The sequence below is a fragment of the Actinoplanes sp. NPDC019969 genome (genome assembly GCF_055562375.1).
The window spans coordinates 245,643-265,259 of sequence record NZ_JBVHFK010000005.1 but is presented as its reverse complement, the minus strand read 5'-3'; the positions used below and the strand labels follow the sequence as shown (position 1 = coordinate 265,259).

Genomic DNA, 19,617 nt, shown 5'->3' with positions numbered 1-19,617 from the left:
CGCGCCCGAACTCAACACGCCCAGGGCTTCAGTCCAGCACCGCGAGGACGGTGCCGGCGGCGACCGTACGGTTGCCCTCGCGGACCGCGAAGCCCAGCCCCGGCTCCAGCGCCACCGGGCGGCCCAGCGTCACCGTCACCTCGTCGAGGGTGTCGCCCGGCATGACCAGGTCGCGGTCACCCAGGTCGAACCCGCCGGACACGTCGGTGGTGTGGATGTAGAACTGCGGGCGGTAGTCGGCCGCGAACGGCGTGTGCCGGCCCCCTTCGGCGCTGGTCAGGGCATACATCCGGGCCGTGAAGACCCGGTGTGGCCGCACGCTGGACGGCGCGGCGAGGACCCGGCCCCGCTGCACCTGCTCGCGCTTGACCCCGCGCAGCAGCACCGCCGCGTTGTCACCGGCCTGCGCCGACTCCAGGACCTTCCCGAACGTCTCCAGGCCGGTCGCCACGCTGCTGATCGTCGGGCCGAGGCCCACGATCTCGACCGGCTCGCCGGCGCGCAGCTCGCCACGCTCGACCTTGCCGGTGACGACGGTGCCGCGGCCGGAGATGGACAGAACGTTCTCGATCGGCATCAGGAACGGCTCGCCCAGCTCCCGCGGCGGGATCGGCACGTACTCGTCGACGGCGTCCAGCAGCGCGGTGATCGAGTCGGTCCAGCGCGGGTCGCCCTCCAGAGCGCGGAGGGCACTCACCCGCACGACCGGCACCTCGGCGCCGGGGAACCCGTACGCCGACAGCAGTTCCCGGACCTCCAGCTCGACCAGGTCGAGCAGCTCCGGGTCGTCGACCATGTCGCTCTTGTTCAGGGCGACCACCAGGTACGGGACACCGACCCGCTGGGCCAGCAGCACGTGCTCGCGGGTCTGCGGCATCGACCCGTCCTGCGCCGACACCACGAGGATCGCGCCGTCCACCTGCGCCGCGCCGGTGATCATGTTCTTGACGTAGTCGGCGTGGCCGGGCATGTCGACGTGGGCGTAGTGGCGGGACGCGGTCTCGTACTCGACGTGCGCGATGGTGATGGTGATGCCGCGCTCGGTCTCCTCCGGCGCCCGGTCGATCCCCTCGAACGCGACGTACCGGTTGGTTGCCGGGTCGCGGTCGGCGAGAACCTTGGTGATCGCGGCGGTCAGGGTCGTCTTGCCGTGGTCGACGTGACCCATCGTGCCGATGTTGAGGTGGGGCTTCGTACGCTGGAACTGGCTCTTGGCCATGATTGTCGATCCTCACTGGATGCGAGGCGGTGCGGTGGACCACGCGCCGTCGCCAGGCGGGGCGTGTCAGAACCCGGGCATGAGGCAGCCACCCTTCCCCGGGGTCCTGCTGCCGGTGGGGAAGGGTCAGAGTCGGGTATCAGCGCCGGGGAACACGCACACGGGAGCCACCGCGAGGGGCAGCTGCATACCGGGCGTGAACATGACCAGCACGGTAGTCCGCTCGCCGGCGGCCCGCGACCGAATATCCGACCCCGGCCGGGTAACGCGTCTGGTGCGGCGACGACACGGCGGGTTACCGTGGCCTGAGGGGGCCGGAGGGAGACTCGTCATGTCCTCATCACCTGGCCCAGGAGCGGTGGAGTACCTGTTCCCGGCGTCGCCCGAGGTGCTGCGCGAGATCCGCGCCTTCGTCACCCGGCTCGCCCGGGAGGCCGGCTACACCGAGCGGGAGCAGGAACGCATCGTGCTGGCCGCGCACGAGCTGTCGGCCAACGCGATCGAGCACAGCGCCAGCGAGGTGGTCCGGGTGCGCTGGGAGGATTCCGGCACCGGCGTCTGGATCACCGTGTTCGACCAGGGCGTCTTCGCGACCGGCGACGGCGGGATCGGCGAGCGCGGGCGGGGCCTGCGGATCGTCATCGGGATGGCCGACGAGGTCACCATCCGGCCGGGCCGGCACGACGAGCCGGGCACCACCATCCGGCTGCGGGTGCCGGTGTACGCGGGGCGGCCCCGGCTGCTGCTGGTCGACGGGGACCGGTTCGCCGCGCGGTCGCTGTCGTCGTTCCTGGACGCCGAGGGTTTCCCGGCCGAGGTGGCGGAGTCGGCGGAGGCCGGCCGCGCCGCCGCGGAACGCCCACCATGGCTGGCGATCGTCGACCTGATGACCTCGCACGGGCGGGCCGTCCCGCTCTGTGCCGACCTCATGGAAGCGGGAGTCCCGGTGCTGGCCATGTCGATCCTTCCGGCGCCGGCGGGCCTGCGGGCGAGCCGGTTCCTGCGCAAACCCGTCCATCCGCTGGAGGTGCTGGCCGTGGTGCGGCTGCTGAGCGAGCCGTCCATCACGGAGGTCACCGGTGCCTGAACGGCGACTGGCGAGCGGGCAGGAACGGCTGGACGCGATTCTCGGTGGTGGCCTGGTCAACCCGTCGGTGGCGGTGATCGCGGGACTGCCCGGCAGCGGCAAGACGGTGCTGGCGCAGCAGTACGCGTTCACCAACGGCACCGACGAACTGCCCACGATCTATCTGAGTACGGTCGCCGAGCCGCTGAGCAAGATCCTGTACTTCGGCGAGGCGCTGACGTTCTTCGACCCCGACCGGGTCGGCCGGTCGGTGCTGTTCGAGGACCTCGGCGGCGAGATCGACGACCACGGCCTGCCCGGCGTCCTGGAACGCATCGGCGACCTGATCGCGAGACGGCCGTGCGCCCTCCTGATCATCGACAGTTTCCGGGCGCTGCGGCACCGGGCGTCCGACGAGCGGGAGTTCGAGGGTTTCGTCCACCAGCTGGCCGGCCGGCTGGCCGCGACCGGCACGATGGCGCTGTGGCTCGGCGAGTACAGCCGGGCGGAGCTGGCGACCTGCCCGGAGTTCGCGGTGGCCGACGCCGCCGTCCTGATGTCCACCGAGGACGCCGGGCAGCGCGAGAGCCGGGCGCTGCGGGTGCTGAAACTGCGCGGCAGCGATTTCCAGTCGGGCGCGCACGCCTACCGGATCGAATCCGCGGGGGTCCGGGTGTTCCCCCGGCTCACCGATGTCGGCGCCGGGACGTACGAGCTGGCCGGCCGGCGGGCCACGTCCGGGATCGCCGCCCTGGACATGCTGCTCGGCGAGGGCTACTGGCCCGGCTCGGCGACGCTGGTGATCGGCCCGTCCGGCTGCGGCAAGACGGTGATGGGGCTGCAGTTCATCTTCGGCGGGGCGGAAGCGGGCGAGGCCGGGGTGTACGCCTCGATGCAGGAGAACCGGGTCCAGCTGGAGCGGATGATCCGGGGGTTCGGCTGGGACGCCGACGGGAAGGCGGTGCTGCGCTGCGACACCCCCAACGACGTCTACATCGACGAGTGGTACTACGACCTGCTCGACACCATCGCCGCGACCGGCGCCACCCGCCTCGTCATCGACAGCCTCGGTGACCTGGCGGCCGCCTGCTCCGACGAGAAACGGTTCCGGGAGTTCGTCTACGCCCTGCTCAACCACTGTTCGCGGGCGGGCATCAGCGTTCTGCTCACCTACGAGTCGGCCGAACTGTACGGCCACACTCGACTGTCCGAGCGGGGCGTGTCACACCTGTCCGACAACGTGATCCTGCTGCACTACGTCCGGAACGAGGCCCGGGCCGGGCGGGCGCTGACCGTGCTGAAGACCCGGGCGAGCCGTCATGTCCCGCAGTCCCACGAATTCGAGATCACTCACGATGGCATCGACATCCAGGCTCCCCTCGACCCCGTTTGAGGCGCGCCGGGCGCACGGTGATCCCCCCACCGTGTACCTGATCGGCGAACTGGACCTGGCCACCCGCGATTGCCTCGCGGCCGTTCCCGGCAAGGCGGCGCGGCCGGGCCACGACCTCGTACCCGCCGGGTTCGGGAATCTCCTCCATCTTCTCGACCTGACCGCCACGGTGCCCAACCTGCGCCGGGACGACCTCTGAGGCGTCACCGGCCGTGGGAGCGGTACTCGGCGACCACGAGTTCGGTGAGTTCCTCCAGGGAGGTGTCGGCGGAGCGCTTGTCGAAGGTGATCGCGCCGTGCTGGAGCAGGTTGACGCGGTCGCAGACGTCGAGGACCTGGGCGTAGTTGTGGGCGATGATGATCACCGACACCTGGCCGCGCTGTTTCAGGTCACGGATCAGGTCGAGGATCAGCGCGCCTTCCTTGGCGCCCATCGCGGCGAGCGGCTCGTCGAGCAGCAGGACGCGGGCGTCGGAGTAGACGGACCGGGCGACCGCGATGGCCTGCCGCTGGCCGCCGGACAGTTTCGCCACCTCCACCGTCACGTCGGGCAGGTCGACCCCCATCTCCTTGAGGTGCTGTTCGGCCTTGCGGCGCATCGCCCGGTTGTTGAGCAGCGGCCAGCGGACGAGTTCCCGGTTGAGGAACATGTTGTGGTAGACGGACAGCTCGTTGATCAGGGCGAGGTCCTGGTAGACGGTGTCGATGCCGAGCGAGCGGGCGTGGTCGACGCTGCGCAGCGTGACCTCGGCGCCGTCGATCAGGATGCGGCCGCTGTCCGGCCGGTGGAACCCGCAGATGATCTTCATGAGGGTGGACTTGCCGGCGCCGTTGTCGCCGATCAGGCCGAGCACCTCGCCCTTGTCCACATGCAGGTTGACGTCGCGGAGAGCGGTCAGGGCGCCGAAGCGCTTGGCCACGTTCTCCACGCGCAGGGCGCTGCTCATCAGGTCCTCCCCGAACGGCGCAGCCGGGACAGGTACTGGTTGGCGATCATCGAGACCAGGATGGCCAGTCCCAGGATGAGATAGATGGTGTTGGCGCTGTACCCGATCAGGTTGAAGCCGTTCTGCAGCTCGGCCAGGACCAGGGCGCCGAGGAACGCGCCGACGATCGTGCCGGAGCCGCCGGCCAGGGCGGTGCCGCCGATGACGGCTGCCGAGATGGCGTAGAAGGTGAGGGTGGTGCCGCCGCCGATGTTCGGGTCGATGGTGTTGATCCGGAACGCTTCCATGATGCCGACCAGCCCGCCGAGCGTACTGGTCACCATGAAGTTCCCGATCTTGATCCGGGAGGCCCGGATGCCGGCTTCGGTCGCCCCCAGCGGGTTGCCGCCCACCGAGATGGTGTGCAGGCCCCACCGGGTGCGGGTGAGGATCACGTGGAAGACCGCGACGATCACGGCGGCCCACATGATGCTCGCCCACGGGCCGGCGCCGAGCCAGGTCTGCCACGTGCCCTTCGCAGGCGCCGGGATCGGCACCGGATAGGCGTGCGAGGTGATCAGCAGGATGCCCTGGACGGCGAAGAACGTGCCCAGGGTGGTGACGAACGACGGCACCTTCAGCTGGGTCACGATCAGGCCGTTCACCAGGCCGACGGCAGCGGCGGTGAGCAGCGCCAGAAGCAGGCCGATCAGGACCGGCTGACCGTAGAAGTCGATCGCGAAGTGCAGCAGGAACGGGGCGAGCGCGGCCACGATCCCGACCGACAGATCGATCTCGCCGCTGACCAGCAGCAGCACGATGCCGACCGCGACGATCGCGACCGGGGCGGTGGCCTGCGCGATGTTCACCAGGTTGTTGCGGGTCAGGAAAACCGGCGTGGCCCACTGGAAGTAGATCATCAGGCCGAGCGCGACCAGCAGCACGCTGGCCTCCCGCCGGCGCAGGAATCCGTCGAGGACCCGGCGGGGCACACCCCGCCGGGTTCCTCTCACCGCCACGTCAGCCATGGGCGATCGGCCCGGACCTCGGAACGAGGACCTTGTCGGTGGTCGAGCCCTCGTACCGGGACTTGGAGTCCTGGTACGGCGTGACGTTGTCCTTGGTCACGAACAGCAGGCCGGTGTTGGTCTCGCTGGGCGCGAGCAGCCCGCCGGACACCTGGTAGAGGTAGAGGTAGAGCACCGGCAGGAAACCCTGCAGGTACGGCTGCTGGTCGATGGTGTAGTCGAGGCTGCCCTCCTTCACCCCGGCGAGGCTCTCCGGGATCAGGTCGAACCCGCCGGCCACCTTGAGGCCCTTCGCCCGCATGTCGTATTTCTTGACCGTCTGCCCCACCGACGAGGTGGAGCCGGCGTCCACGGCCAGCATGCCGGCCAGGTTCGGGTGGCCCTGCGCGTACGCGTCGATGATCGACAGACCGCGCGTCACGTCGGCGTTGGTGGCGACCGCGGTGAACGTGATCGGCCTGCCGGAGTCCTTGATCGCCTGCTGCGCCCCGTCGATGCGCGGCTGGATGTTCAGCGCCCCCGGGGTGGCGATGAACCCGGCCACCTCACCGGACTGGACCTGCTCCAGGGCCCGCTGTCCCAGCGCATAGCCCGATTCATAGAGGCCTTGCCCGATGTACGCGAGACGATTGGTCCCCGGATCGGCCCGGGACCCGTCGGCGTTGTACGACACCACCGGGATCCCGGCGTCCAGGGCCTTGTCGACCGGCCCGCGGAAGGCGTTCTGGTCCACCACGGCGAGGGCCAGGCCGTCGACCTTGGCGCTGACCGCGGTGTTCGTCGCGTTCACCATTTCGGCGACGATCGAGTTCTGCGAGCCGGTCCACTGCGGCTTCTCGATGCCGAGCAGGGCGGCGGCGTCCTCCATCCCGTACTGGGTGGGGGTGAAGAACGGGTTCGTGGTGACGTGGTTGACGAAGGTGAACCTCCATCTCGGGGTCTCCGGGAAGTTGCCGGTGACCCCGGACGGGGTCTGTTCCGGCCGCGAGCACGCGCTGAGCAGGGCGCCCGCCGCGAGCGAGGCGCTGATCAGGCCGGTTCCGGAGAGCAGCCGCCGGCGGGCCACCGGATTCAGGTCCAGTGTCTCGACGGCCTCCTCGATCTTCGGATGGACTGTTGACATGTCATCGCCCCCTGTTCAGCGGCTCACGCCGAACTGGTAGATCGTCGTGGTGCGGTACGTCTGCCCGGGCCGCAGCACGGTAGACGGGAAGTTCGCGTGGTTCGGCGAGTCCGGGAAGTGCTGGGTCTCCAGCGCGAACCCGTCGCCCTGCCGGTACGCCCGGCCGCCGGTGCCGTAGAGGGTGCCGTCGAGGAAGTTCCCGCCGTAGAACTGCAGGCCCGGCTCGGTGGTCCAGACGCTGAGCCGCCGGCCGGTGGCCGGGTCGGTGGCCTCGGCGGCGAACTCCAGCTTCCGGTACGACTCGTCGCCCCGGTTCAGCACCCAGTTGTGGTCGTAGCCGCGCCCGTACACCAGCTGCTGGAAGGGCTCCCGGTTGCGCGCGCCGATCGCCGTCGCCCGGGTGAAGTCCATCGGGGTGCCGGCCACCCGGTCGATCGCCCCGGTCGGGATCAGGGTCGCGTCGACCGGCGTGTACCGGCCGGCGTTGATCCGCAGCCGGTGGTCGTCGATGGTGCCGGTGCCCTCGCCACCGAGGTTCCAGTAGGCGTGGTTGGTGAGGTTCACGATGGTCGCCTCGTCCGTGACGGCCTCGTAGTCCATCCGGATCTGCTGCCGGTCGGTGATCGTGTAGGTGACGGTGGTACGCAGCGTGCCCGGGTAGTTCTCCTCGCCGTCCGGGCTGGTGTAGGTGAGCCGCAGGCCGACGCTGTCCCGCCCGGTGACCGGGGTCGCGGCCCACACCCGCTTGTCGAAGCCGGCGTTCCCCCCGTGCAGGTGGTTCGGGTCGTTGTTGAGGGCCAGCCGGTACGTGGTCCCGTCGAGGGTGAAGGCGCCCTTGCCGATCCGGTTGCCGTACCGGCCGATGATCGCCCCGAAGTACGGCGCGTTCGCGCTGTCCAGGTATCCGGCGAGGTCGGCGAACCCGAGGGTCACGTTGGCGGACCTCCCGTGCCGGTCGGGGGTCTCGATGGTCTGCAGGATCCCGCCGTACGTCAGGATCCGCACGCGCAGCCCGCCGTTGGTCAGTGTGTACCGGTCGACCGCCTGGCCGCCCGCGCTGCCGAAGGATTCCCTGGTGATGGTGGGCCGGCCCCCGGCCTGCGAGGTGGCCGGACTGATCAGCCCGACGGTGACCATCATGAGGGCGACGACACCCGCGCGGACCAGGTGGCGTATCGGTTCGGTTTCGGTCATGTCCTTCCCCTCTCCTGCTTGGCTCTCCCCTGCTGTCTCTCTCCCGTTGCTTCTCTCGTGCTTGCGTCTCCGTGCGCGGCGATGACGCGGCGCAATGGGACTCGCGACGGCGCGAATGCGATTTACAGGAAATCGGAATCGGACACGCCGAAATGGCCCCCGGCGAAGCGCGGACAGCGGATCCAGGGGTCCGGACATGTCTGGCTGATTCTTTTGCCGGACACGGCCTACGAAGCTGGATTCTAAGCACAGCAGGCGCTGCACCGGCTCCGCCGATCGAGGGAGGGTGCTGACCGATCTCTTTATTCGGGGTCGTCGATGTGCATTCTGCGCGTTCTGGCAAATGCGACGTTCACCGGCGACCCCGGCGACTTCCGGTCGATTTCAGACGGCTTCTCGCCGAAACTTTCGCCGCCTGCCGTCAGAGGAGCGGGCGGACCGCTTCGACGATGCGGGCGGCCGGGAGCTGGTCCAGCCAGTTGGGGCGGACGTCGGCGAAGCGGACCACGCCGGAACGGTCGGCGACGACGACCGAGGCGAACGGGAGCACCGAGCGCCCGGTGCCGAGCGGCTTGTCCGCGCCCGGGCTGGAGAAGCCGATCCGCAGCGCGTCGATCAGCACGTGCCGCGGGTCCGAGGTGACCAGCATCCGCAGGTCGTCGCGGTGCTTGACGGCGGCGAGCCGGTCCGGGGCCTGCGGGCTGACCACGACCAGATGGGCTCCGAGGCCGGCGAGGGCCGGCTCCAGCTCCGCCGAATAGGCCCGCAGCAGCGACTCGCACCACGGCGACCCGGCGTAGCGCACGAAGACCAGCACCAGCGGGCCGGTGTCGAGCAGCCGGTCGAGGTGGACCGGGCCGAGGTCGACCTCGAAGAGCGGCACCAGCGGAAGCCGGTCGCCGGTGGCGATCATCCGCTTCCAGATGGCGTTGCGATCCAGCAGCTGCCGGAACGCCGCATCGTCGACGCGGCGCAGGTCCTGCGCGGTCGTCATGGTGTCTCCAGTCGTGAGGGTCCGGCCAGAATACCCCATCAAGCCGATAGGATATGCATGCGCCGGACCCCGGCGACCCCTCAGAGCGGCCGGCTCGCGTCCCAGTGCTCGACGATCAGGCCGTCCTCGAACCGCCAGATGTCGATCACCACCTCGGGCGGCCCGTCCACCGGGATCAGGTTGTAGTGCGCGACGACGAACTCGTCGTCGGCGATGACATGCTGGATGTCCAGCTGCGCCCCGGCGATCGGCGAGTTGACGATGAACTCGATCCAGGCGTCCCGGCCGGCCGGCGCCCCCGGGCTGTGCGAGACGAAATCCTCCCGGAGGATCTCCCGGAGCACCTCGACGTCACCGGCTGCGAAGCGGCCGAACGCGTCCAGGAACCGTCTCTTGTTCTCTTCGGCGCCATCGATGTCAGTCATGCAGCCACGTTCGCATTGCGGCGGCGGCGTGTCGAGCCGCCTAGCATTGATCGATGCGGTTCGGGCCGGATTCGCGGAGAATCTGCCCGGACGGCCGGGAGCGGTGCGCCCGGACGGTCAATAAACGGTCCCCGGGCCCCACCGGCAGGCGTTTGCATCGCGTTATCTCTGCGCTCTCCGGCGGACGACAATTACGTTTCTCATCGAGCGCCCGCACGGCGCAATCCCGTGCACTTTTCACCATTCTTCAGGAGGCACACGATGCTGAGCGCGATCACCGCCGGGGCCATGATCCTGTCGTCGGCCGGCGGGCCGGTCACAGGCTGGCAGGTGGCCGAGCCACCACCGGAGCACATGGTCATCGACGTGGTGTCGGCGAACGGCTCCGGCTGCCCGGACGGCACCGCGGAGGTGAACGTCTCCCCCGACAACAAGGCGTTCACCGTCGCCTACAGCGAATTCGTCGCACAGGTCGGCCCGGAGGCGAAACCGACCGACTTCCGCAAACAATGTCAGCTGTCCCTGAACGTCCAGGTGCCGGAGGGATACACGTACGCGGTGGCCAGCGCCGACTACCGCGGATACGCGCGCCTGGAAGAGGGGGCGAGCGCGACCGAGACGGCGTACTACTACTTCCAGGGCGAGTCGCACACCACCCGCAGCCGCCACGACTTCAAGGGATTCCTGGACCAGGACTGGCAGATCAGCGACAAGGTCGAGATCCAGTCGATGTCGTTCCTGCCGTGCGGCGAGAAACGCTATCTGAACGTCAGCACGGAACTGCGGGTGGCCCGCGGCTGGGCGCCCCCGCAGACCACCAGTTTCATCACCATGGACTCCTCCGACGGCAATCTGGAGACCGTCTACCGGGTGTCCTGGATGAAGTGCCCGGAGGAATAGCCGGGTCGACTCACCCGGCGCCGCCCCGCCTCCGCACCGGCTCCGCCCTCGTCCCGCCGCCGCCCGCCCTCGTCCCGCCGCCGCCCGCCTTCGTCTCGCCGCCGCCCCACCTTCGTCCCGCCTTCGCCCCGGCTCGGTCAGCGGGGGCGCACCAGCCCCGCGTTGAAGGCGGCGATCACCAGCTGGGCGCGGTCCCGTGCGGCCAGTTTGGCCATCAGGTGGGTGATGTGCGTCTTCACCGTCCGCACCGCGATGACCAGTGCGTCGGCGATCTCCTCGTTGGCGAGACCGTTGCCGATCAGGGCGAGGACCTGCACCTCGCGCGGGGTGAGCAGCCGCAGGGCCCCGGCCGGGCGCTCCGGCCGGGGCGCCTCCACGTAGTGCGCGATCAGCCGCGTCAGAATCGACGGCGCGAACAGCGACTCCCCCCGGCAGGTCCGCCGCACCGACTCGACCAGATCCTCCGGCGGGGCATCCTTGAGCAGGAACCCGGACGCGCCGGCCCGCAGTGCCTCGTACACGTACTCATCCAGCTCGAACATGCTCAGCACCAGCACCCGGGTGCCGCTCAGCACCGGATCGGCACAGATCCGCCGGGTCGCCTCGAGCCCGTCCAGGTGCGGCATCCGCACATCCATCAGCACCAGATCGGGCCGGGTGGCCCGGGCCAGCAGCATCCCCTCGGCCCCGTCGCCCGCCTGCCCGACCACCTCCAGATCCGGCTGATGCCCGATGATCATCGCCAGGCTCTGCCTCAGCAGCGGCTGATCATCGACGAGCAGAACCCTCTTCCTCGGTACGGCCATCCCACCCCCGACCCCACCGGCCCCGCCCTCGGCTTCGCCGCTGTCGCCCGCCATCCCGCCCTCTCCACCAGCCACCACCCCCGCAGACCCGTCACGACCGGCCGCCACCTCCCAACCAACCATCACGGCGCGCCCCGCCGCCACACCGGACGACCGTCCCCGCCGTCACCGCCGCCCGGCCCTTCGACACCGCCGCGACCAGCGGCCACTGCGGATCGGCCGTCAGGCTGGTGGCTCGTCCGGGATGCGGGCCGTCAGCCGGAAGCCGCCCTCCACCGGGCCGGCCATCAGGGTGCCGCCCAGGCTGCCTATTCGCTCCCGCAGCCCGGCCAGCCCGTGCCCGGCGCCGGGAGTGGGCCGCCAGCCCTCGGCCGGCCCGCTGTCCGCCACGTTCACCACCACGTGGTGCCCGTCCCGGTGCACCCGGACCAGCACCGGCACCGGGCCCGCATGCCGGGCCGTGTTGGCCAGACCCTCCCGGACCGTCCGGCAGACGGCGAGCTGCACGCCCGCGGACACCTCGCCGGCCAACACTGCCTGCAACTGCGCCCGCACCCCGGCCCGGCCCGCGGACCGCACGATCCCGGGCAGCGCCTCCAGGCCCTCGGCAGGGGCGCGTGGCCCGGCCGACGACGGCTCGCGCAGCACCGTCAGCATCCGGCGCAGCTCGGCGGTCGCGGTGCGGCTGGTCTCCTCGATGTCGCTGAGCGCCGCCCGGATCTCCGGCGACTGCGGCAGGTGCCGGGTGGCGGCCGCGCGCACGGTGATCAGGCCGAGCCCGTGCGACACCAGATCGTGCAGGTCGCCGGCGATCCGCAGCCGCTCGCCGAGCACCGCCTCGGTCGCCGCCCACTCGGTGAGCTGCCGCTCGTAGTCCGCCCGGTCGGTCCGCCAGCGCCACACCGCCCAGGTGGCGGTGCCGGCCGCGCCCGCACCGAACGCCAGCGGGACGATCCGGGCGGCCGGGCCCTCGGCACCCGCCGTGCACAGCAGCAGGAGCAGGAGCACGGCGAACACCGCGACGACCGGAGCCGCCCGGTTGCGCCAGGCCGGTCGTGCGGAGACTGCGGGTCGCGGGGAACCGAACACGCGCCCCACGGTATCCCTCGTACCCAGGTCTTAGATCCGTTGTCCACAACGGCCGGAGCGAGCATCCGGGTTCGATCCCGCGGATCGCGTGAGAGCGGGGAGAAGCCCAGCCCACGCCGCCGTCGCCGGGGATCCGCGGGGCGGGGTCCAGGCCCTGGGTCACGAGCCCGGGCGAGGCGAGGTTCAGGTGGCGCCTTGGCCACGCGGCAGCCGTGCGAGATGCGTCAGGCCGTGCCGCGCACGATGCGCGACGCCACAGCCGCGCACGATGCGTCACGCCGCAGCCGCACAAGCTGCGCCACGCCGCAGCGGCACGGGGTCGCCACACCGGATCTAATACCTGGGTCTTAGACGACGGCGCAGAGATCGGATCTGGGTCCGATGTGCGCGGTCGCAAGCGCCGGTTGACTGGGCGCATGATTTCGATCGACGGCATCACCAGGGTCCGGGGCAAGGCCCGGGTCCTGCACGAGGTGGGTTTCACCGCCCGGCCCGGCCGGGTCACCGGCTTTCTCGGGCCCAACGGGGCGGGCAAGACCTCCACCCTGCGGGTGCTGCTCGGCCTGGACCGTCCGCAGGCCGGCACCGCCCTCATCGACGGCCGGCCCTACGCCGCGTGGGACCGTCCACTGACCGTGGCCGGCGCCCTGCTCGACGGCAGCGGGGCACACCGGTCCCGGTCGGCGCGGGCGCATCTGCGCTGGGTCGCGGCCAGCAACGGGCTGGCCCGGTCCCGGGTCGACGAGGTTCTCGAGGTCGTCGGGCTGACCGCCGAGGCCGGCAAGCGGGCCGGCCGGTTCTCGCTGGGCATGAGCCGCCGGCTCGGCCTGGCCACGGCGCTGCTCGGCGACCCGCGGGTGCTGATCCTGGACGAGCCGGTGAACGGTCTGGATCCCGCCGGGATCCGGTGGATGCGCACGTTCCTGCGGGACAGCGCGGCCGCGGGACGGACGGTGCTGCTCTCCAGCCATCTGATGGGCGAGCTGGCCGAGACCGCCGACGACGTGGTCATCATCGACAAGGGCCGGGTGGTGGCGTCCGGCACGGTGGCCGAGGTGACCACCGGGCACGCGACGCTGGAGGACGCGTTCCTCGCCCGCACCGCCACGGATGGCGTCACATGGTGAGCCTCGTCCACGCTGAGCTGCGCAAACTACTCGGCCTGCGGACCGCCTGGATCGGCCTGGTGACGGGTCTGGTGACACCGCCCGCGCTGGTCCTGCTGAATGCGGGTTACACCCGGCGGGCGATCGCCGACAGGTCCTACGGCGACGTGAGCGACCTGGCGTTCCAGAGTCTGTTGATCGCGGTGCTGGGCGCGATGGTGCTCGGCGTGGTGACGGTCAGCAGTGAATACACGCCGACCGGCGAGGAGGGTGGCCGGCAGCTCACCACCACACTGGCGGCGATGCCCCGGCGGCGCCTGCTGCTGACCGCCAAGGGCCTCGCGCTGGCGCTGGTGGTGGCGGTGCAGGGCGCGGTCACCACGGCCGCGACCCTCGCCCTGGTCATCGCGGAGTATGGGGACGCCATCCCGTCACCGGAGCCATCCCGGGCCGTCGCGGCGGTGTTCTACCTGGTGTTGATCAGCTTGCTGGCCTACGCGCTCACCGTGATCTTCCGCAACGGCATCATCACGCTGACCCTGCTGATCGTGAACAGCGGCGTCGTCTCGGTGTCCTACCTGCTGACCAAGGTGACCCCGGCCGCCGCCTACCTGCCCGACATCGTGGGGCCGCACATGTTCCTGCGGTCGATCGACACCGGCGGCATCCGCGTTCCACCGGTGCAGGCCGGTCTCGTGATGACCGCCTGGGTGGCCGCCCTGCTGATCCTGGCGGCCTGGCTGTTCCAAAGGAGAGAGGCATGACCGGCGGCGGCCGGAGAAACGGCGGCATGACCGGCGACAGCCGGAGGAACGGTGCCATGACCAGCGGCGCCGGGCCGGATGGCGGTGTGGCGGGCCGCGAGGGCCGGACGGACGGGGCCATGCCGGGTGCTGTGATGCGGCCGCTGCGGGAAAGTCCGCGACGGGGGTGGCCGACCGCGGTGCACGGTGAGGTTCTCAAGCTGGTCACGCTGCCCGCGATGTGGATCACCGTGGGGCTGACCGGGGCGGTGACGTTGCTGGTGCGGATCGTCGCGCCGGCCGGGTCGGCGATCGGGATCGCGCAGGTGGGGTTCCTGGTGCTGGGCGCGCTGGCGGCCACGCACGAGCACCAGGGTGGCGGCCAGTTCCGCACCACGCTGCTGGCGGTGCCACGGCGGCCGGTGCTGGCAGTGGCGCGGACGGTCGCGCTGGCGGGGACGGCCGCCCCGGTCGCGCTGGTGGTGGCGGGGACGGCCGGGGCGCCCGGTGACGCCGGGTTCCTGCTGCTCGACGCGCTGCTGGCGGCGGGTGTGGGCACGATCGTGCGATATCCGGTGGGGGCGGTGGCGGTGCTGCTCACGGCGTACCAGATCGTCATGCCGATCGCCCAGGGGCGCTTCGCGGGCCTGGCGCCGTGGCTTCCGGCGCAGAACGCGGCGGCGGTGGTCTGGGCGGCGGTGATCACCCTGGTGGCGGCCGTGGCGCTGGTCCGGAGGGAAGCGTGAGGAAGATCGATTCGTTCGAACTCGGTACATCGAGAAGGACGCCGCCGGGAACGGCACCTGGGAGTAACCCGATCGGAGGGCGGTCGCCTTCGCGTTTCCTGACCATCCAGGCGTTTTGTCCTTAGACTCGCAACTGCCGCCGGGGTGGCGGTGACCCGAATGACCAGGAGGATCATGGTGAACGTCACCAGCCAGCAGACCCAGACGCTCGACGCGATCACCGGCAATCTGCTGGCCGAGCTGCAGCGGATCCGGCAGGTCCTGGACGTGCTGCCGCTGCCGGAGGAGACCACCACGATCGCGCACCGGGAACTGTCCGCGTGCGAGGTCGACCTGATCGGGACCGGGCCGGACCGGCAGCGGATCGCCGGCTCGGTGCAGCGCCTGGCGCTCGCGCTCTGCCAGTCCGGCGCGCTGGACCATGCCGGCCACGCGCTGACCGGCCCGCTCACCACCCTCGTCGACTGGCTCGGCGACGCCGGCCAGCCGATCCGCCGCTTGCTCTCCTGAAGAGGGCCGCCCACGCCCGGACGCCGAAACGGCCGGCACCCGCTGATAAAGCGCCCGCGAACAAAGGGCCCGGCGTCACAGCGCCAGCAAACGAAGGGCCCGGCGCCGAAGCGCCCGCGAGCAAAGGGCGCGGCGTCGAAGCGCCCGGTGTCAAAGCGCGGTGTCGAAGCGCCCGGTGTCAAAGCGCGGTGTCGAAGCGCCCGGCGTCGAAACCCCCTGGCCGAGCGCTTCTTGACACCGAGGCGAAGCGTCAGCTGATCCGTATGGGGACGACGTCGGGGGCGCCGAGGCGGGCCGCGTCGGCTGTCTCGTCGTCCTGTTGTTCCTGGGATGCGCGTTCCGCCTCGACCCGCAGGCGGTAGTTCTCCACCTCCCGTTCCTGCTGGGACTCCGTCCAGCCGAGGACCCGGCCCATCAGCTCGGCCGCGTCCGGGGCGGCCACGACTCCCCGGTCGAACGTCTCGATGGAGATGCGGGTTCGCCTGGTCAGCACGTCGACCAGGTGCCGGGCGCCCTCGGCGGCGGCCGCGTAGACGAACTCGGCCCGCAGGTAGTCGTCGGCGCCCTCGATCGGCCGGCCCAGGTCCGGTTCGTCGCGGATCAGGGCGAGGATCTCGTGGACGAGCGAGCCGTAGCGGCCGAGCAGGTGCTCGACCCGGGCCACATGCAGGCCGGATTCGGTGGCGAGCAGGCCGCGCCGGTTCCACAGGGCCGGGAACCCGTCGGCGCCGAGCAGCGGCACCCGGTCGGTCACCGAGCGCGGCACGGTCCGGGCCAGGTTGTGCACGCAGGCGTCGACGGCGTCCTTCGCCATCACCCGGTACGTGGTGTACTTGCCGCCGGCCACCACGACCAGCCCCGGCACGGGGCTGGCGACCGAGTGTTCCCGGGACAGTTTCGAGGTGGATTCCGATTCGCCGAACAGCAGCGGCCGCAGCCCGGCGTAGACCCCTTCCACGTCGGCGCGTTCCAGTGGCGTCTCCAGGACCTTGTTGACCTCGGTGAGCAGGTAGTCGATGTCCTTGGCGGAGGCGGCCGGGTGGGCTTTGTCGAGCTGCCAGTCGGTGTCGGTGGTGCCGATGATCCAGTGCCGGCCCCACGGGATGACGAACAGCACGCTGGACGTGGTCCGCAGGATGAGCCCGGTCGACGACTGGATCCGGTCGCGGGGGACGACCAGGTGGATGCCCTTGGAGGCGCGGACGTGGAACTGGCCGCGTTCGCCGACCAGGGACTGGGTGTCGTCGGTCCACACTCCGGTGGCGTTGATGATCTGCTGGGCGCGGATCTCGAACGTACGGTCGTGTTCGAGGTCGTTGACCCGTACCCCCGTCATCCGTGACCCCTCCCGCAGGAAACCGGTCACCTCCAGCCTCGTCGCGACGTGGGCGCCGTAGGCGGCCGCGGTCCGGGCCAGGAACATCGTGTGCCGGGCGTCGTCGATCTGCGCGTCGTAGTACTGCAGCGCCCCGATCAGCGCGTCCTTGCGCAGCGACGGGCAGGCCCGCATCGCGCCGCGGCGGGTCAGGTGCCGGTGCCGGGGCATGCCGCCGGCCCAGGCCATCGTGTCGTAGAGGGTGACGCCGGCGCCCGCGTAGAGGCGTTCCCAGCCGCGGTGTTTGAGCGGGTAGAGGAACCGGACCGGCCGGGCCAGGTGCGGCGCGAGGCGCTGCAGGATCAGGCCGCGTTCCCGCAGTGCCTCGCGGACCAGCCCGAAGTCCAGCATCTCCAGGTATCGCAGCCCGCCGTGAATGAGTTTGCTGGACCGGCTGGATGTGCCGGAGGCGAGGTCGCGCGCCTCGACGAGGCCCACGGTCAGTCCCCGTGTGACCGCGTCGAGCGCGCAACCCGCCCCCACCACTCCCCCACCGATCACCAGCACGTCGACCTCGCTGGTCGCGAGGGCCGTGAGGGCGGCGTCCCGGTTCGAAGGAGAGAGAGCAACCATGATCAGTCCACATCCACCCAGTCGAGGGTCCGCTGCACCGCCTTCTTCCACCTCCCGAAGCCCTGGTCGCGTTGTTCCGCGGTCCAGTTCGGCTGCCAGCGCTGCGACTCGTTCCAGTTCTCCCGCAGCTCGTCGGTGTTCTTCCAGTACCCGACGGCGAGACCGGCCGCGTACGCCGCCCCCAGCGCCGTCGTCTCGGCGACCACCGGCCGGCTGACCGGCACGCCGAGCACGTCGGCCTGGATCTGCATGCACAGGTTGTTGACGGTGATGCCGCCGTCGACCTTGAGCACGTCCAGGGTGACCCCGGAGTCCTGCGCCATCGCCTCGACCACGTCGCGGGTCTGGTAGCAGATGGCCTCCAGGGTGGCGCGGGCGATGTGCGCGTCGGTGTTGAACCTCGACAGCCCGACGATGGCGCCGCGGGCGTCGGAGCGCCAGTACGGCGCGAACAGGCCGGAGAACGCGGGGACGAAGTAGACGCCGCCGCTGTCCGGCACCCGCGCGGCGAGGGTTTCGCTCTCGTCGGCCGACTTGATGATGCGCAGCTGGTCGCGCAGCCACTGCACGGCGGAGCCGGTGACCGCGATCGACCCTTCCAGGGCGTAGACCGGGGCGGCGTCGCCGAACTTGTAGCAGACCGTGGTGAGCAGCCCGTTCTCCGAGCGCACCAGGTTGGTGCCGGTGTTGAGCAGCATGAAGTTGCCGGTGCCGTAGGTGTTCTTGGCTTCGCCGGGGCTGAAGCAGACCTGGCCGACCGTGGCGGCCTGCTGGTCGCCGAGGTCGCCGGTGAGCGGCACGTCCCCGCCGAGCGGCCCGTCGACGTGCGCCACCCCGTACCCCGTGGGGTCGGACGACGGCCGGATCTCCGGCAGCATCGACCGGGGGATGGTGAAGTACGACAGCAGCTCGTCGTCCCAGTCGAGGGTCTCCAGGTTCATCAGCATGGTCCGGGACGCGTTGGTGACGTCCGTGACGTGACTGCCGTGGGTGATGTTCCACAGCAGCCAGGAGTCGGTGTTGCCGAACAGGGCGTCGCCGCGCTCGGCCGCCTCGCGTACGCCGTCGACGTTCTCCAGAATCCACTGGATCTTGCCACCGGAGAAGTACGTCGCCGGGGGCAGGCCCGCCTTGCGGCGAATGCTCTGCCCACGTTCGTCCCGGTCGAGGGCGGAGGCGATCCGGTCGGTACGGGTGTCCTGCCAGACGATCGCGTTGTAGTACGGCCGTCCGGTCCGCCGGTCCCACACGACGGTGGTCTCGCGCTGGTTGGTGATCCCGACCGCGGCGAGGTCGGAGGCCGACAGCCGGGCCTTCTGCATCGCGGTCCGGACCACCGCGATGGTCCGCTCCCAGATCTCGATCGGGTTGTGCTCGACCCAGCCGGCCTGCGGCAGGATCTGCTCGTGTTCGAGCTGGTGCCGGGCCACCTCGTTGCCGCCATGGTCGAAGATCATGAAACGGGTGCTGGTGGTGCCCTGATCGACGGCGCCGACGAAGTCAGCCACGGCGAACCTCCACATCCTCATCTGTGCGTGTCGGGATCTCGCCAGGTTCCTGGGGTGACGCCGACGGCAGGAAACGTCCGATCAGAGTCTGGTACAGACCCGCGCCGATGACGCCACCGATGATGGGCGCGATTATCGGAACCCAGAAGTACAGATTCCCGTACTGGTCGCGCCACGCGCCGCCGTACCCGGTCAGGAAGCTGGCGAGTCGCGGCCCGAAGTCACGGGCCGGGTTGATCGCGTACCCGGCGTTGGTCCCCCACGCCATGCCGATCGCGACCACGAGCAGGCCGATCACCACCGGGCCGAGGTTGGCGGCCGGGGCGGTGTTGGCCATATCGGTCAGCGCCAGGATGACGAAGAGCAGGATGGCCGTGCCGATGATCTGGTCCCGGAAGGCGCCCCACTCGCTGACCGGGAGCGTGCCGTTGCCCGGCAGCGTCGAGAAGACACCCTGCGTCTTGATCGTCAGGCGCGGGTCCGCGGCGTGCAGCACCTCGGTGTAGTTCCAGCGCACCAGCAGCGCGGCGACGAACGCGCCGAGGGTCTGGGCGAGCGCGTACGGGCCCACCTTCCGCCAGGAGAAGCCCTTGAAGACGGCGAGCGCGACGGTCACCGCCGGGTTGAGGTGCGCGCCGCTGACCCGTGCCGCGACGTAGACGCCGAGGGTCACACCCAGGCCCCACGCCCAGGCGATGCTGTCGTGATCGCCGATGCCGGCCGCGGCGACCTGCGCCACCACGCCCACACCGAACAGAATGAGAATCATGGTGCCGGCGAACTCCGCCGCGAGCTCACCGGCGAGACCAGGAACTTTGAGTCGTGTAGCCATGCTCCCTCCCCTGATTGGATGCCTGCAGACGCTAGGCAGGGGCCCGAAAGGGGGCAATGAA

The 19,617-nt window shown here is 70.5% G+C and carries 20 protein-coding genes; 8 read left to right on the top strand and 12 right to left on the bottom strand.

The annotated features are described in order from the left end of the window. Nucleotides 1-28: 28 nt before the first annotated feature. The gene (gene tuf / locus ACZ3II_RS17350; RefSeq protein ID WP_465518650.1) at nucleotides 29-1,219 is read right to left on the bottom strand and encodes an elongation factor Tu; all 1,191 of its coding nucleotides are present in this window, start codon (nucleotides 1,217-1,219) and stop codon (nucleotides 29-31) included. 331 nt (nucleotides 1,220-1,550) lie between these two features. Between tuf and ACZ3II_RS17345 the strand changes: the two genes are divergently transcribed. Genes ACZ3II_RS17345 through ACZ3II_RS17335 form a run of 3 tightly spaced genes read left to right on the top strand, consistent with a single transcriptional unit; the run spans nucleotide 1,551 to nucleotide 3,877 of the window. Beyond that, nucleotides 1,551-2,306, top strand: a complete 756-nt coding sequence (locus ACZ3II_RS17345; protein ID WP_465518649.1) for an ATP-binding protein — start codon at nucleotides 1,551-1,553, stop codon at nucleotides 2,304-2,306. Continuing rightward, nucleotides 2,299-3,678 (top strand): ATPase domain-containing protein, encoded by a 1,380-nt coding sequence (locus tag ACZ3II_RS17340; protein ID WP_465518648.1) that lies wholly within the window; start codon nucleotides 2,299-2,301, stop codon nucleotides 3,676-3,678. The genes ACZ3II_RS17345 and ACZ3II_RS17340 overlap by 8 nt, the downstream gene beginning before the upstream one ends. A gap of 31 nt (nucleotides 3,679-3,709) precedes the next feature. Beyond that, nucleotides 3,710-3,877: a hypothetical protein gene (locus tag ACZ3II_RS17335; RefSeq protein ID WP_465518647.1), complete on the top strand. Its 168-nt coding sequence runs from the start codon at nucleotides 3,710-3,712 to the stop codon at nucleotides 3,875-3,877. A 4-nt stretch (nucleotides 3,878-3,881) separates the two neighbouring features. Here ACZ3II_RS17335 and ACZ3II_RS17330 read toward each other — a convergent pair whose 3' ends face one another. The 6 genes from ACZ3II_RS17330 to ACZ3II_RS17305 form a co-directional block, all read right to left on the bottom strand. Beyond that, complete coding sequence (locus ACZ3II_RS17330; RefSeq protein WP_465518646.1) at nucleotides 3,882-4,625, bottom strand: ATP-binding cassette domain-containing protein; 744 nt, start codon at nucleotides 4,623-4,625, stop codon at nucleotides 3,882-3,884. Further along, a complete protein-coding gene (locus ACZ3II_RS17325; protein ID WP_465518645.1) occupies nucleotides 4,625-5,623 on the bottom strand; it encodes an ABC transporter permease in 999 nt (332 codons plus the stop codon). The genes ACZ3II_RS17330 and ACZ3II_RS17325 overlap by 1 nt, the downstream gene beginning before the upstream one ends. Before the next feature lies 1 nt (nucleotide 5,624). Further along, the gene (locus ACZ3II_RS17320; protein ID WP_465518644.1) at nucleotides 5,625-6,755 is read right to left on the bottom strand and encodes a substrate-binding domain-containing protein; all 1,131 of its coding nucleotides are present in this window, start codon (nucleotides 6,753-6,755) and stop codon (nucleotides 5,625-5,627) included. A gap of 15 nt (nucleotides 6,756-6,770) precedes the next feature. Continuing rightward, a complete protein-coding gene (locus tag ACZ3II_RS17315) occupies nucleotides 6,771-7,949 on the bottom strand; it encodes an aldose epimerase family protein (RefSeq protein WP_465518643.1) in 1,179 nt (392 codons plus the stop codon). Between the two features lie 421 nt (nucleotides 7,950-8,370). Beyond that, a complete protein-coding gene (locus ACZ3II_RS17310; protein WP_465518642.1) occupies nucleotides 8,371-8,943 on the bottom strand; it encodes a redoxin domain-containing protein in 573 nt (190 codons plus the stop codon). 80 nt (nucleotides 8,944-9,023) lie between these two features. Next, complete coding sequence (locus ACZ3II_RS17305; protein ID WP_465518641.1) at nucleotides 9,024-9,368, bottom strand: nuclear transport factor 2 family protein; 345 nt, start codon at nucleotides 9,366-9,368, stop codon at nucleotides 9,024-9,026. A 261-nt stretch (nucleotides 9,369-9,629) separates the two neighbouring features. Between ACZ3II_RS17305 and ACZ3II_RS17300 the strand changes: the two genes are divergently transcribed. Next, the gene (locus ACZ3II_RS17300) at nucleotides 9,630-10,268 is read left to right on the top strand and encodes a DUF4360 domain-containing protein (RefSeq protein WP_465518640.1); all 639 of its coding nucleotides are present in this window, start codon (nucleotides 9,630-9,632) and stop codon (nucleotides 10,266-10,268) included. 137 nt (nucleotides 10,269-10,405) lie between these two features. Here ACZ3II_RS17300 and ACZ3II_RS17295 read toward each other — a convergent pair whose 3' ends face one another. Together ACZ3II_RS17295 and ACZ3II_RS17290 are read right to left on the bottom strand one after the other, a co-directional pair. Continuing rightward, entirely contained in the window at nucleotides 10,406-11,128 is a 723-nt protein-coding gene (locus tag ACZ3II_RS17295; protein WP_465518639.1) for a response regulator, read from the bottom strand. 168 nt (nucleotides 11,129-11,296) lie between these two features. Beyond that, nucleotides 11,297-12,163, bottom strand: a complete 867-nt coding sequence (locus ACZ3II_RS17290) for a sensor histidine kinase (protein WP_465518638.1) — start codon at nucleotides 12,161-12,163, stop codon at nucleotides 11,297-11,299. Between the two features lie 416 nt (nucleotides 12,164-12,579). Between ACZ3II_RS17290 and ACZ3II_RS17285 the strand changes: the two genes are divergently transcribed. The 4 genes from ACZ3II_RS17285 to ACZ3II_RS17270 all read left to right on the top strand — a co-directional run bounded on the left by ACZ3II_RS17285 (nucleotide 12,580) and on the right by ACZ3II_RS17270 (nucleotide 15,268). Continuing rightward, nucleotides 12,580-13,290 carry an ABC transporter ATP-binding protein gene (locus ACZ3II_RS17285; protein ID WP_465518637.1) on the top strand — a complete coding sequence of 237 codons (711 nt, stop codon included), beginning with the start codon at nucleotides 12,580-12,582 and terminating at the stop codon, nucleotides 13,288-13,290. Next, on the top strand, nucleotides 13,284-14,033 hold the full coding sequence (locus ACZ3II_RS17280; RefSeq protein WP_465518636.1) for a hypothetical protein: 750 nt from the start codon (nucleotides 13,284-13,286) through the stop codon (nucleotides 14,031-14,033). Before ACZ3II_RS17285 ends, ACZ3II_RS17280 begins: the two co-directional genes overlap by 7 nt. 179 nt (nucleotides 14,034-14,212) lie before the next feature. After that, nucleotides 14,213-14,758, top strand: a complete 546-nt coding sequence (locus ACZ3II_RS17275; RefSeq protein WP_465518635.1) for a hypothetical protein — start codon at nucleotides 14,213-14,215, stop codon at nucleotides 14,756-14,758. A 159-nt stretch (nucleotides 14,759-14,917) separates the two neighbouring features. Next, nucleotides 14,918-15,268, top strand: coding sequence for a hypothetical protein (locus ACZ3II_RS17270; protein ID WP_465518634.1), 351 nt, complete (start codon nucleotides 14,918-14,920; stop codon nucleotides 15,266-15,268). Between the two features lie 250 nt (nucleotides 15,269-15,518). Here the strand turns inward: ACZ3II_RS17270 and ACZ3II_RS17265 are convergent, their stop codons facing one another. The 3 genes from ACZ3II_RS17265 to ACZ3II_RS17255 are packed head-to-tail and all read right to left on the bottom strand — an operon-like array spanning nucleotide 15,519 to nucleotide 19,556. Beyond that, complete coding sequence (locus ACZ3II_RS17265; RefSeq protein ID WP_465518925.1) at nucleotides 15,519-17,222, bottom strand: glycerol-3-phosphate dehydrogenase/oxidase; 1,704 nt, start codon at nucleotides 17,220-17,222, stop codon at nucleotides 15,519-15,521. Further along, on the bottom strand, nucleotides 17,219-18,724 hold the full coding sequence (gene glpK, locus ACZ3II_RS17260; protein ID WP_465518633.1) for a glycerol kinase GlpK: 1,506 nt from the start codon (nucleotides 18,722-18,724) through the stop codon (nucleotides 17,219-17,221). Before glpK ends, ACZ3II_RS17265 begins: the two co-directional genes overlap by 4 nt. After that, nucleotides 18,717-19,556, bottom strand: coding sequence for an MIP/aquaporin family protein (locus ACZ3II_RS17255; protein WP_465518632.1), 840 nt, complete (start codon nucleotides 19,554-19,556; stop codon nucleotides 18,717-18,719). Before ACZ3II_RS17255 ends, glpK begins: the two co-directional genes overlap by 8 nt. Nucleotides 19,557-19,617: the final 61 nt, after the last annotated feature.